Origin of the sequence: Psychrobacter sp. HII-4 (assembly GCF_904846595.1) — a bacterium.
Lineage (GTDB): Bacteria > Pseudomonadota > Gammaproteobacteria > Pseudomonadales > Moraxellaceae > Psychrobacter > Psychrobacter celer.
This window is the reverse complement of the sequence record NZ_CAJHBJ010000021.1, coordinates 12535-33411: the sequence shown is the minus strand read 5'-3', so window position 1 is coordinate 33411 and position 20877 is coordinate 12535. Positions and strand designations below refer to the sequence as shown.

11 protein-coding genes are annotated in these 20877 nt (G+C 34.9%); 7 read left to right on the top strand and 4 right to left on the bottom strand.

Translation table 11 applies throughout. From position 1 onward, the window contains the following. Nucleotides 1–30: 30 nt before the first annotated feature. On the top strand, nt 31–5085 hold the full coding sequence (locus tag JMX98_RS09955) for an AAA domain-containing protein (RefSeq protein WP_201586279.1): 5055 nt from the start codon (nt 31–33) through the stop codon (nt 5083–5085). Continuing rightward, entirely contained in the window at nt 5085–6485 is a 1401-nt protein-coding gene (locus JMX98_RS09950; RefSeq protein ID WP_201586278.1) for a hypothetical protein, read from the top strand. The genes JMX98_RS09955 and JMX98_RS09950 overlap by 1 nt, the downstream gene beginning before the upstream one ends. A gap of 101 nt (nt 6486–6586) precedes the next feature. On the opposite strand, the gene JMX98_RS09945 is transcribed toward JMX98_RS09950, so the two are convergent. The 4 genes from JMX98_RS09945 to JMX98_RS09930 form a co-directional block, all read right to left on the bottom strand. Next, nucleotides 6587–6976 (bottom strand): hypothetical protein, encoded by a 390-nt coding sequence (locus tag JMX98_RS09945; protein ID WP_201586276.1) that lies wholly within the window; start codon nt 6974–6976, stop codon nt 6587–6589. A gap of 74 nt (nt 6977–7050) precedes the next feature. Further along, a complete protein-coding gene (locus JMX98_RS09940) occupies nt 7051–11733 on the bottom strand; it encodes a hypothetical protein (protein WP_201586275.1) in 4683 nt (1560 codons plus the stop codon). Nucleotides 11734–12225: 492 nt separating this feature from the next. Further along, nucleotides 12226–12504 (bottom strand): hypothetical protein, encoded by a 279-nt coding sequence (locus JMX98_RS09935; protein ID WP_100749156.1) that lies wholly within the window; start codon nt 12502–12504, stop codon nt 12226–12228. A 227-nt stretch (nt 12505–12731) separates the two neighbouring features. Next, nucleotides 12732–12941 carry a helix-turn-helix domain-containing protein gene (locus tag JMX98_RS09930; protein ID WP_020442990.1) on the bottom strand — a complete coding sequence of 70 codons (210 nt, stop codon included), beginning with the start codon at nt 12939–12941 and terminating at the stop codon, nt 12732–12734. Between the two features lie 136 nt (nt 12942–13077). Between JMX98_RS09930 and JMX98_RS09925 the strand changes: the two genes are divergently transcribed. From JMX98_RS09925 to JMX98_RS09905, 5 genes are all read left to right on the top strand, one after another. Next, nucleotides 13078–13293: a hypothetical protein gene (locus tag JMX98_RS09925; protein WP_100749155.1), complete on the top strand. Its 216-nt coding sequence runs from the start codon at nt 13078–13080 to the stop codon at nt 13291–13293. Between the two features lie 2 nt (nt 13294–13295). After that, on the top strand, nt 13296–14471 hold the full coding sequence (locus tag JMX98_RS09920) for a site-specific integrase (RefSeq protein ID WP_201586274.1): 1176 nt from the start codon (nt 13296–13298) through the stop codon (nt 14469–14471). A gap of 118 nt (nt 14472–14589) precedes the next feature. Next, nucleotides 14590–17145, top strand: coding sequence for a hypothetical protein (locus JMX98_RS09915; RefSeq protein WP_201586272.1), 2556 nt, complete (start codon nt 14590–14592; stop codon nt 17143–17145). 2 nt (nt 17146–17147) lie between these two features. Beyond that, nucleotides 17148–20240 carry a tyrosine-type recombinase/integrase gene (locus JMX98_RS09910; RefSeq protein ID WP_201586270.1) on the top strand — a complete coding sequence of 1031 codons (3093 nt, stop codon included), beginning with the start codon at nt 17148–17150 and terminating at the stop codon, nt 20238–20240. Next, nucleotides 20237–20863: a hypothetical protein gene (locus tag JMX98_RS09905; protein WP_201586268.1), complete on the top strand. Its 627-nt coding sequence runs from the start codon at nt 20237–20239 to the stop codon at nt 20861–20863. The genes JMX98_RS09910 and JMX98_RS09905 overlap by 4 nt, the downstream gene beginning before the upstream one ends. Nucleotides 20864–20877 lie beyond the last annotated feature (14 nt).

Sequence of the window (20877 nt, the reverse complement as noted above, 5' to 3'; positions counted from 1 at the left end):
TAATTTATTTAGAAAAGTTAAGGATGAGTAATGGAAGTACAGGATTGGGGTGGCGGGCTTACACAGCATGAAGTTGAGGCTATTGAAAAAATTAAAGCAAACTTTCAAGCATCAGATGCATTAGCTGAACTTGATAGGAAAGATAGCAAAACTATTAGTTTTGATGAATTTAAAAAGAGCGCCCCTAGCAATCCTATGTTTCCATGGAAAGGATATTCTGGATTTAGATTGGCTGATCCTAAAGGCAATAAAGAAGGTGAGTTTGATTTAGTAATCATCACTCATTGCAATGTGCTAATAATAGAACTAAAAGACTGGAACAAATATAAAGTTACGAGCAAAAATAATCGCTGGTATCTTGGCAGTAAAGATATGGGCAGATCCCCAGTTTCTATTACACGTGATAAACAGTATTTAATGGATCGTATATTAAAGAGGTACAAAAATAAATTCACTAATAAAGTCCGTACCCCAATTATACATTTTTTAGTCGTAATGACAGGCAATGCAGATTACAGTAAATTAGATGACAATGAGAAAATACACACTTTAAGTCTGAAAGAGTTCTTACAACTTAAAGATGAAAAAAAATTTAATGATCGTTTTAGACCACACCCAGATGCTAAGGTCTTGAATAAAGATTTTGCAGTATTTGATGAGGTTTTTGGTGGAAGTAACGTAAAGCCTAAAAGTATTAAGGTAAATGGCTACGTAGCAGAAGATGACCCTGCATTTCAACATCCGAATAAGATCTATAACGAGTATTTTGCTTATTCAGAGCATTCAAAGAATGACCAAGTCTTATTACGTCGTTGGGATTTTTCAAAGATAAAAAATCCAGAGGCGCAAACATCAGACGGTAGGTTCAAATTAGTCAGCCGAGAGTATGAGGTTTTACAACACTTAAAGGGTGTTAATGAAGAGCTTTACTCTGCCTGTTTGAATTATAAAACAGTCCCTCAAAAATCAGAGATGACCGTAGACCACACCGACTTATTTGACTTGATGCCATCTCAACTTAGATTTAATCAATTTATCGGTCAAACAGCCAAACAAATCGCAATTAAAGATCGCGCTGACTATGTAAAACTACTATTGCATAAATTTGTTGATCTGCACGATGCTGGAATTGCTCATAGAGATTTGGGTACACACAGTCTATGGCTATCTGCTGATAAGAAAATTTCGATATCCGGTTTTGCTACTGCTTTTTTTCCTAAAAAAGGAACTGTGGGAGATATTAGAGACATACTCACTGTATCAACAGATCTAGTAGAAAATACTTATCCTATTGAAATCTATACTGCTTATCAGTTAGACGTACGAGCTTTAGCGGTATTATCTTGGCATATTCTACAAGCAAAGCGCTTATCTAACGATAGTATTCAGTCATTTAAGCAGGATTTAGAACGAGATGATGAATGGTACTCAATTGTCATCAAACAAGCTTTATCTGAAAATCCCTATATAAATGCAAAGGATTTTCTAGAAGCGTTCAATGAAGCTAGGCCCACAGATGAAAAAGACTTTTCATTTGATAAGGATCAACTAGAACCTTTTTATCATAATATTAGTCATTATCGTCAATTTAGAGAGGATGAGGATGAAGATTTCATCGTTGAAACTGACCAAAAGGAAGTTTACTTATCTAATGGTCGAATAGTTAAGGCGTGGTTGAATACCTTTCCAGTTAATGAAGATTATAAAGCTCGTGCCATATTTGATTGGCTACAAAGAACTTCTAACTTAAAACAGCTTTCACCAAAATACATACCTAATATTCACGAGTTTGGTGTTGCTACTAAGTCTGGTAGTTTATATATGGTTAGCGACCTTGTAGAAGGTTTCGCGTGGTCAGAGTTAAAAAGCTTAGATGACAAGTTAACTCTTGAACATAAACTTGGAGTCATTAATCAACTTATTCATGCTATTGAGCATCTTCATGGAATTGGTGTTACGCATGGTGATTTACATCCTGAAAATATAAAAATAAGTCCAATTGCTGCTGATTCTGATGATATCGATTATCAGTTATATCTATTTGATGCTTTAGACTTTACTTCAAATGGTAGTAGCAACTTAAATTATGAATACGCTCCTAGCCACGCTGAAAACGCTACGACTCAAATGCGTGATATTTTTGCAGTTATGAAAATGAGTTGTGAGCTATTAGGAGTTGCTTGGGGTGAAGACTCTACTGAATTTCCTGATATTGCTGAAGTCGTATCTACTGAGTTATTAGACCTCAAATCAGGTTTTATTTCTCTTGAACGTTTTAAAGACGCTCTTCAACCAAAATCTGAAGTTCAAATGATTGAGGTAGGTATTGGCAATAGAGATTCTTTTGACACGCTTGAAATATATCCAGAAAACGATGAGCTATTTTTTCAGTTCGAAAAAAGTAAAAGTAAAGAAAAGAACGACATACTAGTTAAATTTATAGGTTTAGGTGGTTTGTTTAAAGCTTTTTACTCAATAACAGAAAAAAAGTTTACGCATGTCCTACCGCCTATTAGCCGAGACCATATATCAGCTAAAGACAGAAGAGATAGCCAATCAATTATTTCTGTAGGAGTTCGGCTAACTAGCAAGCATCGTCATGATTTAGCTGATTTAAACAAAGTACTATTAAAGGACGCTCATTTTACTAATGCAGTTGACGACTTTATTAAAGAGTTACAAAGAACGGATGACACTACTAATCAAAATGTAGAACCTGAATCTGAGCCTGATTTTACTTCTGAAATAATTGAGTTTACTGAAGAGCCTTCAAAGAAGGAAAGTTCATACTTCTTTACAGTTAAAGAGTTATGGCAAGCAATTTTAAACACCGAAACCGAGGCGCTTCCATATATTACCGCCACTGACTCAGTTATTTGGCAGAATGAGGATAAGGTTTATGTACCCTACAATGGAGAAGTAAGCCCTTTAGACCAATTCAATAAAGACGATATTGTACAAGCTTTAGGCAAAGATACTGCTAATAATAAGACCTTTGTATATGGAAATATAGATGTTAAAAGGAGCTCTTTAAACGAGCTTCATTTTAAGCCAGGTAGTGTCAAGCGTAATAACTCTATAGTTGAAGACACAATAGTCTATATACAAAGTAAACAGAGTAAGGTTTCTTTTAACCGTCGTAAAAATGCGCTATCTAGAATTTTAGATGGCGAGGCCGTAATCAATAACCTTTATGAATATTTTGATGCAACTTGTAAACTACCCGCTACTCATTACGACTCTACTATTGGTGAAGATGACTTCAAACGATATGATCGCACTGATGAATATGGGCAGACGATAAGATTAAATGATCCCCAAAAAGAGGCGTTTGAAAAACTATTAAAAAATGGACCTGTATCTCTCCTACAGGGACCTCCTGGGACGGGTAAAACTGAGTTTATAGCAGCATTCGTACATTATTTATTTGAAAAACAAAATACTCAGAGCATTTTGCTAGTAAGCCAGTCTCATCAAGCAGTTAATACAGCAGCTGAACGTATACGTCGCCACTGTCGTCGGCTTACTACAGAACTGGATGTTGTACGTTTTAGTAACCGTAGTAGAACTGTTTCAAGTGAATTGCAGGATGTATTCTCTGAGAACTTGCAAAATTCAAAGTACGAGTTACTTAAAGCTGAAAAAATTGAACGCATTCAAAATCTTGGTTTATTATTAGGACTCGAAGAAGCCTATTTACGTAAAAGAGCTGAAATACACTTTGATATAGGTAAACAAATTAAGCGTTATAATTTATTGATGAGTGATAAAGACAATAAGAAAAAGGATATAGATAATAAAGAGGAAAAAGATCTTCTTAAAGCTATTGAGCAAGATATCGAATCTAAGATGGCTCAAACCAATTTTAATATAGATTTCAACATTAAGCAGTCAAGTATTGAAGATATTTATACCAAGTTAGTTTCTGAAATCAATAAAGAATACTCCGTTGAACCAAAGGAAAGCTCAGAAGCTAGTGATTTAATTCAACTTACTGAAGATATGCTTGATTCATTATCAAATGAGCGTACTAACTATGCAGAGTTCCTTGCTAGATCGCGTCAGTTAGTAGTCGGGACCTGTGTTGGTATGGGACAGTCACATATCGGTATTAACGAAAATGTCTATGATTGGGTTATCATTGACGAAGCAGCAAGATCAATCTCTAGTGAGTTAGCCATCGCCATGCAGTCTGGGAAGAGAGTACTATTGGTTGGTGATCATAAACAACTACCTCCCATCTATTCACAAGAACACAAGTTAGCTTTAGCACGACGACTAGGTATTCCTAAGCGAGGTGAAGAGTTAGATGATGCTTTAGGTAGTGACTTTGAGCGTGTATTCCAGTCTGAATATGGAAAAAATACTTGCGCTACACTGAAAACTCAATACCGTATGGCACCTGCTATTGGTAATCTTGTTTCATACTGTTTTTACGACGGTTTGCTTGAAAACGGTAAACAAGAAGAAGATATTCCTGATATATATAACAGCGTACCCAAAGAGATCGAGTCCTGTGTCAGTTGGCTTGATACATCCTCTATGCCTAATGCGTATCATACAGGTGCATCTAATGGGAGTTCATCTAATCGGGTTGAGGTTGATATCATCATCAAATTACTGCAAGACATCCAAAACAATGATGAACTTTTAAATAGTGAGACGGCCAAAAAGTGTTTGAAAGAAGGCGATCACTTAATAGGAGTGATCTGTATGTATGCGGAACAAAAACGACTATTACGTAAAAAATTCAATGAAAATACTTGGGATGACAGCTTTAGACAGCTGATAAAGATCGATACGGTAGACAGTTATCAAGGTAAAGAAAATAGAATCATTATTGTATCTCTTACACGTTTTGATAAACAACTGACAACGGGATTCTTACATTTGCCTAACCGTACTAATGTATCGCTATCACGAGCTATGGATAAGCTCGTGATTGTTGGAGCAACGAAAACTTGGGAAAGTCCAAAAAATAAACATACACCGTTAGCAAAAGTTCTTAGCTATATCAAAGAGTATGATGACGCTTCAAAGTACAGCCTTATAAAATTATCCTCAAATAAGCGAGGACGCAAATAATGAATAATTCTGAGAGCATAGTGTTTAATCAAATTGATTTTGCCATCAAATCACCTAGCTTTAAAATCATATTTTCCTATATGGATGAGCGGGGAATTCCTTTTGTCAGAGAGTTTGTCCTACGTTTACTAAAGTTAAATTCGTGTAAACCTAAGCATCTAGCTGATTATTTTGACTTTACTCAAAGAGAAGCTGAAATCGCCATACAAGACTTGACTGATAAAGGATGGGTTAGATGGAATGAGGATGGTACTATCGGACTGTCAAGCAAGGGTCAACTCTTATTTGATCAAAACAGTAAAGGCCCAAAGATACCTAGTTTGCAAGAAAGAACCCAACGTTTGCATTTAGAGTTATTAGATAGAAACTTTATACCAAAAAAAAGGACTTCTAAAGATAATCGTAACGCGCTGGAGTTAAATGTACCAAACAAAGACTTGTCAGAGAGTAAGGATGTCGCTAAACGCCAGTTTCAAGCAGACTTTATGAACCTAAAGGAAGATAAGGTAATCGAAAATATTTCGGAGGACATTGAGCTGTACAAGATAGATTTAATTGAACAGCTTTATACTGACTTTTTTAGATTTACCCAACCTTTCGAAATTAATGCTGAAGACGGCACTCAATTAGAACGTAGCGAACTTGATCTTACTAGGTCCGATAACATTCAACAAATGATTACTGAAACGCTGAGCAACCACAGATCGGAGCAAAACAACTTATATGACATCGTGCAAAGTATGGAGTCTTTAAAAGATCCAGAGACTTTAAAAATTATTGTAGGCGGTAAGTTTGATTTTAATAAGTTTTTAGACTTAGAATTAAATAGTAATCACGAAACATATTTCGTCGGACAAACATATCATCAAAATAAAATAATTGATAAAGTTACTGAGCTAGCTAATAATCTAAAAACAACTAAAAACTTGACTTGGATTGCGCCGAGCGACTTTTACTGGGGCAAGCAAACGAAGCTAATTGAAGTAATTAACTCAATTTCCAACGGTGCTATGGTGAAACGCAATAAAGAAAAGGTTAGATTGTATAACTTTAAAACTTATTTACCGTTACCTGAAGAAAGTAGAAGCCTACGCAATGAAGTTCGTGATTTAAAGCATCAGTTCAAAGAAGTGCCTCAAGATAACCTTTACGGGTTTTCTGAAGGTTTTCTGGAGGGCAATACCGAAGTTATAGTATTAGAAGATACACTTGCTGTTGTTTGTTATCATGTTCAACTCCCTGATCAATACGATGTCACTTTACCTGTAGGATTCATGACTACCGATATCGAACAAGTGAATCATATTACAACAGTCACTCAAAGCTATTTAAACTCACCTATTTTTGATGATGATAGTAAGTTTGATAGTTATGATTTTGGTTCTTTTAAAAACCTGTAAGTGATAATGAGATTGTTAATAAGGACCTTATTGTATTATAAGGTCCTTTTTTTTGCTTTAAATTTTCTTTGAACTCTCACAATTATCAACTATACCATTGATTATTTACAGAACTTAGCGAACAAACCATTCACTGCTGGGCGAGGAATAGTTCCATCAGCCATAGCGTCTTTTAGACTTTTGTAATCTATATCACTCACTATATTTGAGCTTACTGGGCTTGAACAAGAAATTCTCACGACACCTCTAAAATCACTTGTTTTTCCATCTGCAGTTAGAGCAATTAATAGACTATCTGGTTTTTTATAATTTGGACCAGTATAACCTTCTATAGTCATCGGATATGCTCTCCAGGAAGTAGAATATACGCCGCCATCTTGGCTTTCGTATACCTCAATACCATTCGAGAAGCCAGGAGCTGCTATAGCAACAGTAGAAATAACAGATGAAAGCGTTAAAGCAGCTATAGATAGTATAAAAGGCGATTTCATAGTCACTCCAATAGTAGAATTAATGTTACGCAATTATTGCTCAGTAAATATATCATAATAGAAGTTGCTAAACTTTAATTTAGCAATCCATTTTCGATATGCCTAGTTGCTTGCTTCACTTCATAGCTATCTGACTTTAATAAACTATCCCAAACATCTAAGCATAGACTTAGAGTAACGTCGTCCTCATCATCGACCGCTTCATCGTATATTCTCTGCAATATTTTGGTTAATTTGTCCATTTCACTGTAAACAATTTGTTTAGTTTCATCAGATAGACTGGCTGTAGCTATTTCAATAAATAACTTTAATAACATGCTTTTAAAATCATTTAAACATAAAACGTAGTTTTCTAAAGCATAGAATAAATAGTATAGCTTTTTGTTCACTACTTGAGAATTCATATAAATATCAAGTAGTTCTTCAGTAATACCTTTATTCCAAAAGTTCTTTTCTCTAATACAAGATAGCAACTCATCTTTAACTTCCTGAGAACTATCGCTGATTAGAGATTTATATACTTTGACTAATTTTTGCTCTTGCTCTGCGTAATCGTCCACCGTTAGAAATTGAACTAGAACTTCGGCAATACCTAGCTTAACTGACTCATCAGCTGTTAAAACAGATGATAGCTCATTCTCAAATAAACCATTAAAAAAGTAGCGTGCAAAAACTTGTATGCCAGCCTGCTTACGAACCTCTTCATATTCAGAAATAAGCATGAGTTTAACTAATGCCACATACTGCTCTCTAAAATCATCTGTAAAAGCTGAATTAAAAAAATGATAAGATTCATAAGCACAGCTCATTCTTAAATCAGATTTACATAAATCTAGAAACCTTTGCAATGCATAATTTATGTCGTAATTTAAGAAAGGAGTCAATAATCGGACTGCTACTATTTTTACAGCCGGATGAGGATCATTTATAGCAGAGTCAATCAAACTCAAATTATCCCATGCATACTCTTCATTATCCCAAAATATTTTGGCAATACCACCGTATGCAATCCCTCTATAACAGTTTATAGAGTTTTGCATCAGACTCTCAGCAGTAGTATGCTCAGCATCATCTCCCTTTTTAGGGTCATATAAATCGAGCTTGTTATTATTAGGATTAGATGAGTGAAGAGCAATTTCAATAAGCTTATCCAGCATATCAGAATGGTCTATAATCTTTGGAGTATCTACTAATAATCTTGTCAGTGCTTGACTCTCATCAAAACCTTCAAAATGTCTAATAACTTTGTAACGAAGTTCTAATGAACAAGGTTGCCAGCTCTCCTTGAAACCTTCCTCTAAATTAAATGAATTGTTATCTGCCAGTCCATATAAAATATTCTCAATAAACTTTTCATTGATATCTTTTGGTAGTGTTAATGCTAGTTTTGCGAATCTCTCAGGTTCATTTTTTACTGCTGTACTTAGACTAGTAGCAAATGCACGTACACTGGATTCTGCGATAATGTCACTGCCTAAAGGTTTCATTTTCCAAGTACTGAAACGTTCTTCGTTTGTGAGTATGAGCTTTGTCCATGCTCTATCAGATAATGTATTCGCTTGTGGTAAAGGTGAAACAACTGCACCGCCATATGAGGAATCATGTGAATAAAAATAAGTGTCACTACAACCTTTAAATCGTCTTTGTAAAACTCTATGCAAGTCTACAGATTGTTTACTGGTTCGATTACTATCAAGTTTATTGAGTAAGAAGTATTGAGCTTCTCCCCAGTAACTTGTCCAAAAGTTTCCAAATTTTCTTCTCATTTCTAACGCATATTTTATACTCTCAAGATTTTTGCTAAGCCCGATATCTGATATTGCAACTTCAAGATGATTAAAAATCTCGTCCTCACAATGTGGTGAATACTTCTCAATCAATTTACTAGGTAATATCCATTTTGGCTCTTCATAACCATTACCACAAGCCAACCTAGTAATTGAGTTATCAAGTAACCATTTAATAATGTGATCAGAATATTCAATAGGTAGATTGAGCAACAGATTTGCAATAATGTGCTCAACAACTGGATGCTTATCCGTTAGATACGGTGTTAGTAAATTAAATAGCTCATTTGGTTTATCTATATATTGTTTACCTGCCTTAAAAAAGATACTTAATACACCTCTTACTAAAAAATCTCTATGCTCATTAAATAAAAGTCTTCCTCTGTAGAGCCATATTCTTGTATAAGAGCTTTCATTAATTGAACTATTAATTATTTCAAAGACCTGAGGCATTAATTCCTCAAGAACGTCGTGAGGCAAAGCTTCTGAAATATTTTCTAAGTTTTCGATCTGACCTTCTCTCCATACCTTTCGATTTAGATATTTGACTGACTCTTCTGATTCTTTTATCTCAAGACTGGAGTCTGTTAATTCTTCTCTATAACCTTCTAAAATTAGCTGTATTAATTTAATTGCCTTTCTCGGATGGCTCTTTGCTAACTCATCCCAATTGATATAATTAACTGCACAACCTAGTTGTAAAAGCTTTTTGCGTACTGCAAACATCTCTTCTGAATCATCTTGAATGTTCCAGCTCAAAGCAGAGTAGCATCTATTGTTCCACTCCTCGGATACACCGATAAATGGCTCAATTTCCTTTATAACAATGCTAGGTGCTTTGTCAGCTATAGAGCTTAACAATCGAATAGCCAAGTCAATTTGCGAGTCAGATCCATTTAGCCATACAGAAATCACATTTTGTTCTGAAAGTACCTCGACTATTTGCGAGTGTCCAAAACAAGCATGATCAATAAAAGGTTGGTTTAGTTCTGAATCATTTATAAGGTTTATAATTAAACTACGCAAAGGGGCTTTAATAACTGTAATCTCTCTGATCACATTAATAGCTAAATATTTGATGTGAAATCGAATATTAGTGCTATCAAATAATGCTGAAATATTTTGGCAAAACACTGATTGTTTAGATTGCGCTAATAGCTTTAAGGCATATTTAATATGCTCTCTTCGCGTCAGTGTTTGTTCAGATCTAGAACCAATTTCTTTAAGAAAAGCATCGCTTGACTGTCGAGCAATATCAAAAAGGCGTTTCCCTAAATGGTAATCGAATAGTGCTTGATGCTGGAAGCTAACTTGATTACCTGTCTTATTAAAAATACCGACAGATATTATCGCCTCAAGAACGTTGGGATTGTGATTGCATAAAGCATTAATTGGTATAGAAAACTGCATATCTCGGCTTGCTTTCTCTATAAAGTCATCAATAATGCTGTTAGCCGAACTCAAATCAGTTATAACTCCGTTTAATTGCTTCAATCTATCAACCCAATACAAACTTATAAGATCGCTTTTATTGGTAAAGTCGAGGCTGCCCTGATCATTTTTTATAAGCTGTATGTAGAAACTTAACCATATTGGAATTTTCAAAATAGTCTGTTTGACAGGCGATAACGAATCATAATTCTCGTATGATTCAAGTGTTTTTTTAACTTCTTCAACAGATAGCTCTTTTAAGGTTATATGCGCTACTTTATTATTTAGGCTTGAAATCCAACTTTGTAATTGAATGTCTTCGTTTAAATCAAAGTCTCTACAAGCTAAAACCAGACTAATATCATATTTATCTTCCCTTAGTTGAATCACTTGATACGCAATTTGTTGACAGACTTGTAAGGCACTGCTTGAGTGACTAGCTGTCCAACGTATGGCGTCTAGTTGATCCAAAATAATAATAGCTTTTTTAGCGCCTGCGAATTTATTTAAGCTAAATACAGGTGAATGGCTAAAACCTAAATCATTTCCAAAAGCATCTGCATTTTTTTCAGGACGGTTTCGATCTAATCGTATCGGTAGACATATATGACCTTTTTTGTGCATCTCATCGCACAACTGCAATAGAAAGGCACTTTTACCCATACCCGCTTCTGCTTTAATCAAGGTAATTGGATAGTTATTTATTGAGTCAATACAATTTGCTATTTCCGAACGCTCAATTAAACTATCTTCAATTAGAAAGGGTGTAATTGAATCTCGAAAAGCCTGACTGACACGCTCTACAATAGGGAATAACCTTGTATCATTCTCATAAATTCTTTGGTTAAAACCTTGGCATTTCATACTTTCGAGAAGTTGAAACGATGTAATTGATGAGCGCAAATGATTATTATCAGTAGGATAATTTTTTAAGTAGTCAATTATGTTATTAGAGTTACTACTAAAATTCTTATCAATTTTTCCAAGAATATTACGTTGAGATTCAGAGTTAACAGAAAAAGCGATAACCTCAAAATTTTTCAAAAATTGAATAGCTTTTGCAACATCAATCTCTACATTAACGTTTAAACCTAACTTATGACATAAGTCTTCAAAAAACTTTCGACGTTTATCGCTTTGGCCAACCTGATGTTCGATAAAATCTTGAGGATTAGGTGTTGTATTTTTGGCGCTCAAACTTAGTTGGGATAGTTGAGTGAATGATAATGGAGATACGACTTTAAAGGTACAATCTGTTCTCTGTATTTGATTAAACGCTTTTATCAACACACCTGAAATCTCTAGTGATGATAAGGTCCATACATCGGAATTGTTGTGACTAGATTTACATTGATGAAATTCTCTAGATCCGTTTGATTTTTCAACAATCAAATCTACGCCTGTTTCGTCTTCGCCTAATGGCTCTACAGTTATGGAAGTTATCTCTTCTTCAACTAGTCTTAATAATTGCTCAGCAACCCAATTTGACTCGTAGCTATTGCCAAACTTATCTGCGAACCCACCACCTTCTAATGCCATAGCTGAACTACCTTCACTAATATCAATATATTGAAAATAGTAGCATGAAAGAATGTTTAGAGAATATAAATATAAAAATCTTCAACCACAAAAAAACCAGAGAGCATTAGCAATCTGGTTATTAAATACGTTCTAAATTATCACCTACCTATTGTAAGCTGCCCGCCAGAAAAGCTAATACATGATTCGCAGAACCAAGATGACTGTTTTCTGATATAAGGTATATCCGCTGGTACATCAAGTTGATAGGGTCGTCCACAGTACTCACAGTGAACATCATCTAAGTAAGCCTGGCACTCCGCTAATACGCCAAACAAAATATGATAATCGATATGATACTGTTTACAGAGTATCTCTATATGCTCTACATACCGTCCATCATGCCCGTATGCCCAATAGTCTTCACATAGTTGTATGTCGCACTGATCTGCATTAGCGCTAAAAATAAGTTTTAAGCTCATGGTTATCTCCAAACCAAGTAGTTGACGTTAATCACAACGAATAAGGAATCTCGTAATGATTCATAATGGTCAAAAACTTGGTCTCAAGATTCGTTAAGGTATAACGATTCATCGCTAATCCTTCATTTAGCTCTCGTTGCACCCATATCCTGACTGCTTCATTATTATAAAATATCGGATTGACGCCTAGCATCTTTGCTAACTGTGAACCCTGTTGTATTTGCAGGTTTATCATAAGCTTGGTAGATAGAGATATCGCTTCGGCGCTTAACCAGATTGAAGCATGCGGCGGTTTAATAAATGTGTTCATGTATAATCTCCTGTAGATTAATATTTATTTCTGTTAGTCGTAATGACTTCCTACAGATTAAATTATACATACATTTTGAGCTATTGCAACTTAAAATAACCTTCTATAGAACTTTTTATTACTTAATAGAGCATTTAACCTATTTGAGCAACTATAGTCTGCTGTGTATTATATGGTGTAATAACCGTTAATCGCGGCGTTATCTTATACTTTAAAAGGAGGAACGTTTATTGTTCTTCCTTAACTATCTCATAAAGATCGCCCACTTCAATATCCAAATATAAACATAGCTTCTCGACAACTTCTAGATCTACTCTTGTGGCTTCTTCGTTATACATGCGTGTAATTGTGCCTCTATTAACATCCGTGTCCCTAGACACATCAGCAATCTTAAGTCTTTTCTCACCCATAATTCTAGATAAATTGCACTTCACCATAACCTCCTCCATATTAAAATAATCTACTGTAGATAAAAATGTCTTGCAAAAGATTATTTTTAGTGTAAATTATGTTCTATAGCAGGTCATAAAGCTATCAGATAATAACACTTTAATCTTTAGTAAGGATTTTACTATGAGTTATACCTATTTAACAACCGAAGAGCTGTCACAACGCATTAAATATGACAGCAAGACCATACGCAACCAGCTTAAGGATGCGGTATTCATTGAGGGTATTCATTACATCAAACCATTTGGAGGTAGAAAAATCCTTTTTATATGGCAAAAGATTGAAGAACTCATGCTGACAGGCTATGACGATACCATTCCATTTGCAGCGGGAGCGTAATCATGGCGAGTATCAATAGCCGTAATGGCAACTTGTATGTAGATTTCCGATACATAGGTCAGCGCTGTAGAGAGCAAACCTTACTAACAGACACTAAGCCCAATCGAAAGCGTCTAGAAAATTTCGTTAGCAAAATGGAGGCAGACATTCAATTAGGTAGTTTTCGCTATGAAAACTATTTTCCGCAAAGTAAAAAGCTTGAGCAGTTTCAAAGCTTAGAGCTTATGAGGTCAACAAATAGTCATAAGGATTCAAGCTCAGGCTTTGATAGTTTTAGCAAAGTTTGGTTAGAGGAAAAAAAGCCGGAATGGCGGGACTCTCAAATAAGTAATGTGGAAGATATATTTAGAATTTACTTAATTCCTCATTTTGGTAATGTACCGCTAAATACCATTAGCAAAGCCAAAATCATGACTTTTCGGGGCAAGTTAGTCAAAGATGGTAATAACGGACGAACTTTATCAGCGTCTCGCATTAATCATATCATGACGCCATTACGTATGGTGCTGACCGAAGCCTCTGAGCGTTTTGATTTTGACAGCCCTTGGAAGAATATAAAACCACTCAGTGAGCCTAAAAGTAATGTCAGTCCTTTTACTCTAGAAGAGGTCATGCTCATTATCAATAATGTGAGAGCAGATTATAAGCCTTACTATATCGTACGCTTCTTTACAGGTATGCGAACAGGTGAGATTGATGGCTTGCCCTGGAAGAATATAGATTTTGAGCGCCGACAAATCATCGTTGATCAGGCAGTCGTTAATGGTGTCATAGGTGAAACTAAAACTTCAGGTTCGAATCGTATTATTCAGATGAACCAACTGGTTTATGATGCATTAATTGGTCAGCAGAGCCTGACTAAACGTCAAAGTGAGTTCGTGTTCTGCACAAAAGCGGGTACTCCTTTGAATCATCGTAATGTGACAAAGCGAGTTTGGTATCCATTACTACGATATTTAGAGCTTGATAAACGTAATCCTTATCAAAGTAGACATACCGCTGCGACGCTTTGGCTTGCTGCTGGTGAGTCGCCTGAGTGGATTGCTGCTCAAATGGGTCATAGCAACACAAAAATGCTATTCACAGTGTATTCTCGATATGTGCCAAACCTAACTCGTCAAGACGGAAGTGCTTTAGATAAGTTACTGATAGCACGAGGAATACTACAAAACGTATGAAAAAGCCTATACTTAACAAAAAGACATCCAAACAGGTGTCTTTTTTCATTTTTATAGCTGGATGCTTTATATAAATGGAGATACAGTTAAGGAAATAGTTTGCAATGGTTACAGAACAATGACTGATGAAGATAATCGCTCTAAAAATATCGAAGAATGGCTACAAAAAAACATTGTTGATTTTTCTGATCCTAACAGCGATGAAGCTTCATCCTTAATAATTGAGCTAAGGTTCTTGAAAAACACCTTGCCTGCACAATTTAGATCTGTCTTTAACAGTCAGTATAGTGCTTTAACTGAATGGATAAAAACAAAGGATATAGTTTCTACTTTAACTGAATCAGAGAAAATACAGATATACGAAAACGGTATTGACCAGAAAAACTTCCTAAAAAGCTTAAAAACACATCATAAGTATCTCAAAAATCTCTACCTCATTACTTTTTTAGCCAGTCGTTCAGACTCACCAAAAATAAATAACATTCGTTCTCTCTACTTTTTTCTCTGTCTTAAAATGGTTGAGTTGACTGATTATAATAGTAGGATTGAAACCACACTTGATGAATGCCGGTTTTTAACCAGTAATATTCGTGAATTCTTAGTTCCATTTTTGCCAGACATAACACAGTTTGAGAGTCTGCGACATATTCAGGATAATCTCATCCAAGCCCAAAATAACGACAATTACACCAGATGGCTTAATAACTCCCCTGATACCTTTGAGTCGGAAATAAAAAGGTATGGAAGCAAGTTACTGGATAAAAATACATTATTTCCTTCCAACGATGCTAGAAATGATATTAATGAGCGTATAGCCCAATATCTTTACGAGTATATTCTACCGATTGACAACTACTTCAAAAATGATTCTGGTATTACTCGAGTAACCAGTACCCCTTATCGGGTTGTTAGTGGTCCCTCATATTATGACGACACGACAGGAAACATAATCAATGATCTAGCAAATATCTCTGAATCTACAAGTAATACAGATGCTTTTGAAGCTGGTGAACGCCAAGATAATGAGCAGGAATCCTTTGAGCAAGTAACTATAGATAATCCAAGCAACTATTATTTAGATCTGGTAAAAGCAGAAGGCCAATCAAACAGTCGTCGAAAAAATGCGATGAATCAGGTCACTGATGTTAATACAGCACATGAAGATGAAATAAAAAGATTGGTCGAATATATAGCTAGCAAACTAAGCAAACTTGATTTTTTATCTATTGGTAAAGAGTACGAATACGAGCATGAGTATGAAGAGGGAAAGTTTAAATTCGATATATCTGATCAATCCGCATTGTATCTATACATGCTCTTACTGACAGGTATTCATGACATATATACTTCTGAGCAGTTAAAGCTTGGGTCTAACGGTTATCGCTACCAACTCACGTTTTGTCCAGCACGTAGCCATATTGATGATGACTGGGACAAATCGTTATGTGCCTATAAACTAAATAAATTTAATAAGCCAGACAAGCTATATGTTTTCATGCCGTATCCGTTAGGTGCGATGCATATTGAAATGATTGAAAGTACTGATGATAAAATAAGAGATTCTATTCATGAAGAAGCAAAAGAGGACCTCCGTAAACTCAATAAAGAGTTTGGAATAAGACTGAGCATAAATAAGGTTAAAAACTATTTACCTCACTATTTAGCTCAAACCAATATAGATAAAGCGCTTATAGAAGTACTAACTAACTGTCCTGTTCATCACCTCTCAGCACTACCTTATTATAATGTCAGTCAATATGATTTATTTCGATGCCAACGGGACTATATGGATCACTTGATAGGGCTACTTGAAAATAAGTATGAGCCAAATCAAACTAAACTATATATGCTTTTCGAACTACCCGATGAAACATTAACAGATTATTGGGATAAGACTATAGGGAGCGCATTAGCTGTTAATGAATTTAGACTAGAAGAGATCGTGGTTAAACTAAGACAAAAAGTAGAAGCCGCTACTGCAGGTTTAAAATTAAGTAGTTTGAATTCATTGGTTTACCTTCATAACAGCTTTATGGACTATCTATATGTTTTGATGTCTGTTGCAAGTGGTTATCGACCTGTTACTGAGCCATTTGGTAGATTGTCAAACATAGATACCAGAACTGGAGTCTACTTTATCAGCGATAAGGAAATGCAAGATGATACTATTGGCAGATTAATCTATCTACCACATACCGTATGTCAGCAAATCAATGAGTATGAAAAATTTATTAAAAGTAATGGCATTCTTTTTAATAAACTAGGAAGTAATATTGGTCAAATATACATGGATATTTTAGACAGCCGTATTGGACTGATAAATTATCTAAAATTAGATGAGATAACCAATACAGTTATTCAGTTAAAGTTAAACAAAGCACTCATAAAAGAGCGCATGTCACAATATATATCGCTACCTCTTAATTGGCATCGACATTTTATACGCTCGCTAAAAAATATACACATCGGCAAATATTCATACAACTCAGACTTCAATGAAAGACCCATTGGATATGACGTTATTAGTGCTTGGATGGGACATTCTGATGAACTGGGATTCAGCTTTTACGACCCTTTTAGCGGTTTGAAACAATCTGAACTTAGAGAGTTTGCAAATACACTAGATGAGCTTATCAAAGGTATTGGCTTTACAGTCATTCAATTGGAGCGCTAAGGATGGCACGTCAAAAAAAATCTGGTATTAAGATACGAGAAGAAAAACGAGATAAACTAGAAGAAAAGCGCTTTTCGTTAGCTTGCGAACTAATAGACAAACACATCGACCTGACAAAAATTGCAGCTTCTGAAGATAAACAGCGAACGTTTGACCTGATGTGGCTAAAGTTTGATACTAATTTATCTACTAATAAATATTTTAAAGATGTTAAGAGATATTCTACCTCATACAATCACGCCGTAAAATACTGTCAAAGTCGAATAGAAGATAAAAATATTGATATAGGTTTTCCTAAACTTATCATTCAATCATCTCGTGCCAAATCTTTTCGTACACAAGAATGGTTCAATGATGGTAAGCGTGTACTAGATTTTTATCTAAACTGGGCTAAAGGTTTAGAAAATAAAAAAACTGTTGATATAACTGTAAGTGATATCTTATTCACTCTAATCTTTCACAGTGCAATCCTAAAGGCTCCTGTACTACAGGAGATATTAGATCAAATAATTGGGAAACGTTTAAAACTTGAACAAATTTCAGGTTTGCCAACCATCACTGTGATCGTCAAGGACAAGGCCTATCATACAAATACTTATAAAGCGTCAGAAGCGGTTCACCAAGCACAGGTTTTTATCTCTCCATTATCAGCTCATATTATTCAGTCCTATAATAAAGAGCAGAAAAACACCGTTATGGAACGTGATAGAAATCTCACAATTTACAAACGGTATCAAAGCATACAACTGATACAAGCAAATCAGGGTAATGAGATAGAACTTGGTTTGAAACGTTTTTTAATGGGTGCGGTATATGTGCTAGAGAATCATTTTTTCTTCGATCTCCCTGAACATACTTGGTACATTATGACGGGTAAAGAGAATACCTATAGCCTGGCAACTTCTAATTGGCAGTCTCTGATCTATAATATTCAACACAATGAGAATCAGAAACAAGAAGAATTTAATAGCATTTTGACTAACATTGACAGTAATAGCCAGGCAGAAAGTAGTCCTTGCTTAGTAGTGGAGATAGCAAAGTTACTTAGGAAAGACATTAAAGACAATAATGCTAAATTATCTGAAAAGAAATTAATTAAAGAGCTAGATGAAATTTATAATCGATTAAAAAGTGGTCAAAGCACTTTGCAAGAAAAAGCAATAGTTGGCTGGCTATTATCAAAAGCACGTACCTGTAAAGTGAGCAGTGTTCAAACATATAGTAATACCATCACTAGTCGCTGGCTAGCACTTACTCAAGACACAAACCTAAAAAGTTATCAGGAAGAAGATTTTATAACGCTATATAGTGAGATGATTGAACTCAGTAAGACCACGAAAGCAAAGAATTCAGTCGCTACATTAATTAATGAAATACACCAATACATGGTTAAACACTACCATACAAAACCTATGGCTCCATTGATTACAAGCGATAAACCCCATCATAAAGTTGGTTATATATCAGAGCAGATGTTTCAAGCTATACTTGATAAGATTAATAGCCTTACTACAAATGTAGATGAAAAGCAGGCTTTGAGCTTAGCGTTAATATTAGGACATCGGTGCGGGCTAAGAATTGGTGAAATAGTTAAAATAAGATTGCGTGATGTAGCCGAAACTCAGAATTATCTAGAGATTAGAAATAATAAGTTTGGAAACAATAAAAGCCTCTCTGCTTTACGTCGTGTATTACTTGCACAACTATTAACAGAATCTGATATTAAGTTAATTAAGCGTGTTTACATCAAACGTTCAGGCGATAAAGGTCAAACGCTTATAGCCAGCCAAGATGGCATGTCTTACAACGCTCAAACAATATCAAAAATGCTTACTCATCTTATAAAAGAGGTTACTGGCTTAAGCTATCTTACTACACACCACCTACGCCATAGTTGTCTAACTAATTTTCAGTTGATGTCATTTTTATACGATAAAGACTATCAATTTAATGGCCATCCAAGTACAACGTTTTTAAAAAGCTTGCTACCCTACGAATCAGCTCAAGCTGCTAGCATCGTCAATCATTTTGAAACCAATCTTGCATACAAGAAAATATATGCTTTGGCAGGAATAGCAGGGCACGCTACCCCTAGTACAACATTTTCATCATATGTACATTTTACGGACATTCAGGTGGGATTATTATTATGGCAGACCAATTTTAAGATAGCTATGAAGCACAATCAGATACTAAAAATACCGAGAAGACAAAAATTTGAAACTGAAAATATGCATTTAAGCATAAATGAATATCTCATTGATAAGCTTAAACTGCCTTATTTTCCGAAACCTATGCACAGTAAAATACTTAATGATGATTTTGATAAAAAAATTGTAAAAGTTAAGAAATATTCTTTCGATGAAGTACATCAAGTTCTTGAAGCTTATACTCAGAAAGGTGATTATGAGAACCTCATGCATATCTATGATGTCAGTCAAGAAACTTTTGAAACATGGCATCATAATGCAAAGCGACTAAGAGACGCTTCAGAGTTTCAAACAAGGAAAGGTAACCCTAGGTTATTTGATATCAATAATAAAGGAGGCTTATTACCTATTAAGGACAGGTATAATGATGATAGAAAAATCATGATGCGAATGACAGAGAAATTTCGTAGCCTTTACTTAGAGAGTGATGACAAAAAACCTATCCATCAATTTATATATCATACACTTACTCATTCTCAAAATAATAAAAATTTTATTAAATTCAACTGCGCAGTAGACCTCTATAACTACCTTCAAGTTATTCGTAAACTAGTCTATAAAAAAGATATTCGACTCAGCTACTACAACTATGCACAAGCTGCTGAAAAAGATCAGAATGCTTGGGACGACGCTTTAAAAGATATACCTATTTCACAGAGAAGAAATATGGATAATGCGCAAGAAGACAGTTTTTGTAAAAATAAAAGGCAGATCCGAGTAGAGCTATCACTCGCTAGTCAAACTGAAGTTACAAGAATTAAAAATAGAGCAAACTCTGTTATACCTATAAAGCAGTGGAATGTGAGAACAATACAAATATTTAGCCATTATGTATTTATTATGATAGGCGAGAGGGTAAAACCAACTCAAGGATTAATATTATGAAACTATCTGCCAAAACGATTAGTTTGAATAGCAACTCAACCGTAAAACTCCATCCTTTAGCCAGAAGGCTTCATCAAGTACTGATAAAAGCCTATATTAGTAGCGATAAGGGTACTTACCTCAAAAACGTACATAACTATTTCGGTGACATAGTTGAGATACCTATTCATAATATTTCTGTCATATTTAAAGACAGATCATATGAAATCATCGGGGGCTGTTTTTCTCCTATATTTGATCTAAATGACATTTCTAATGAGAATACTGTGATTCTAAGTTATACAACATCTCAAGGCCATGATACAAAGAATAAAACTGATGAACAGGTAAAAAGAGTAAAAAAAAGAATTCAAGATAAGTTTGACCAAGACGTAATAGACTTTATATATATGGATTATATTAGGGCGATTTCTATTCTTTCACTTTCAAAACCCGGTCTCATGTATTCAGAAATTAGAGAGCTATCACACACTAAAAGCGAATATAGTAGCGCTGTTTGGAACGAAATATTTGGCAATGAAGACGAGTTGCCAATAAATTATTTGAGTCAAAAAGACTTTTCAATGCTTATCGATAAGACTCGAGGTACTATAAATAATCATAACAAAATCAAAAACGATTAAAAGTGTTAATCTGA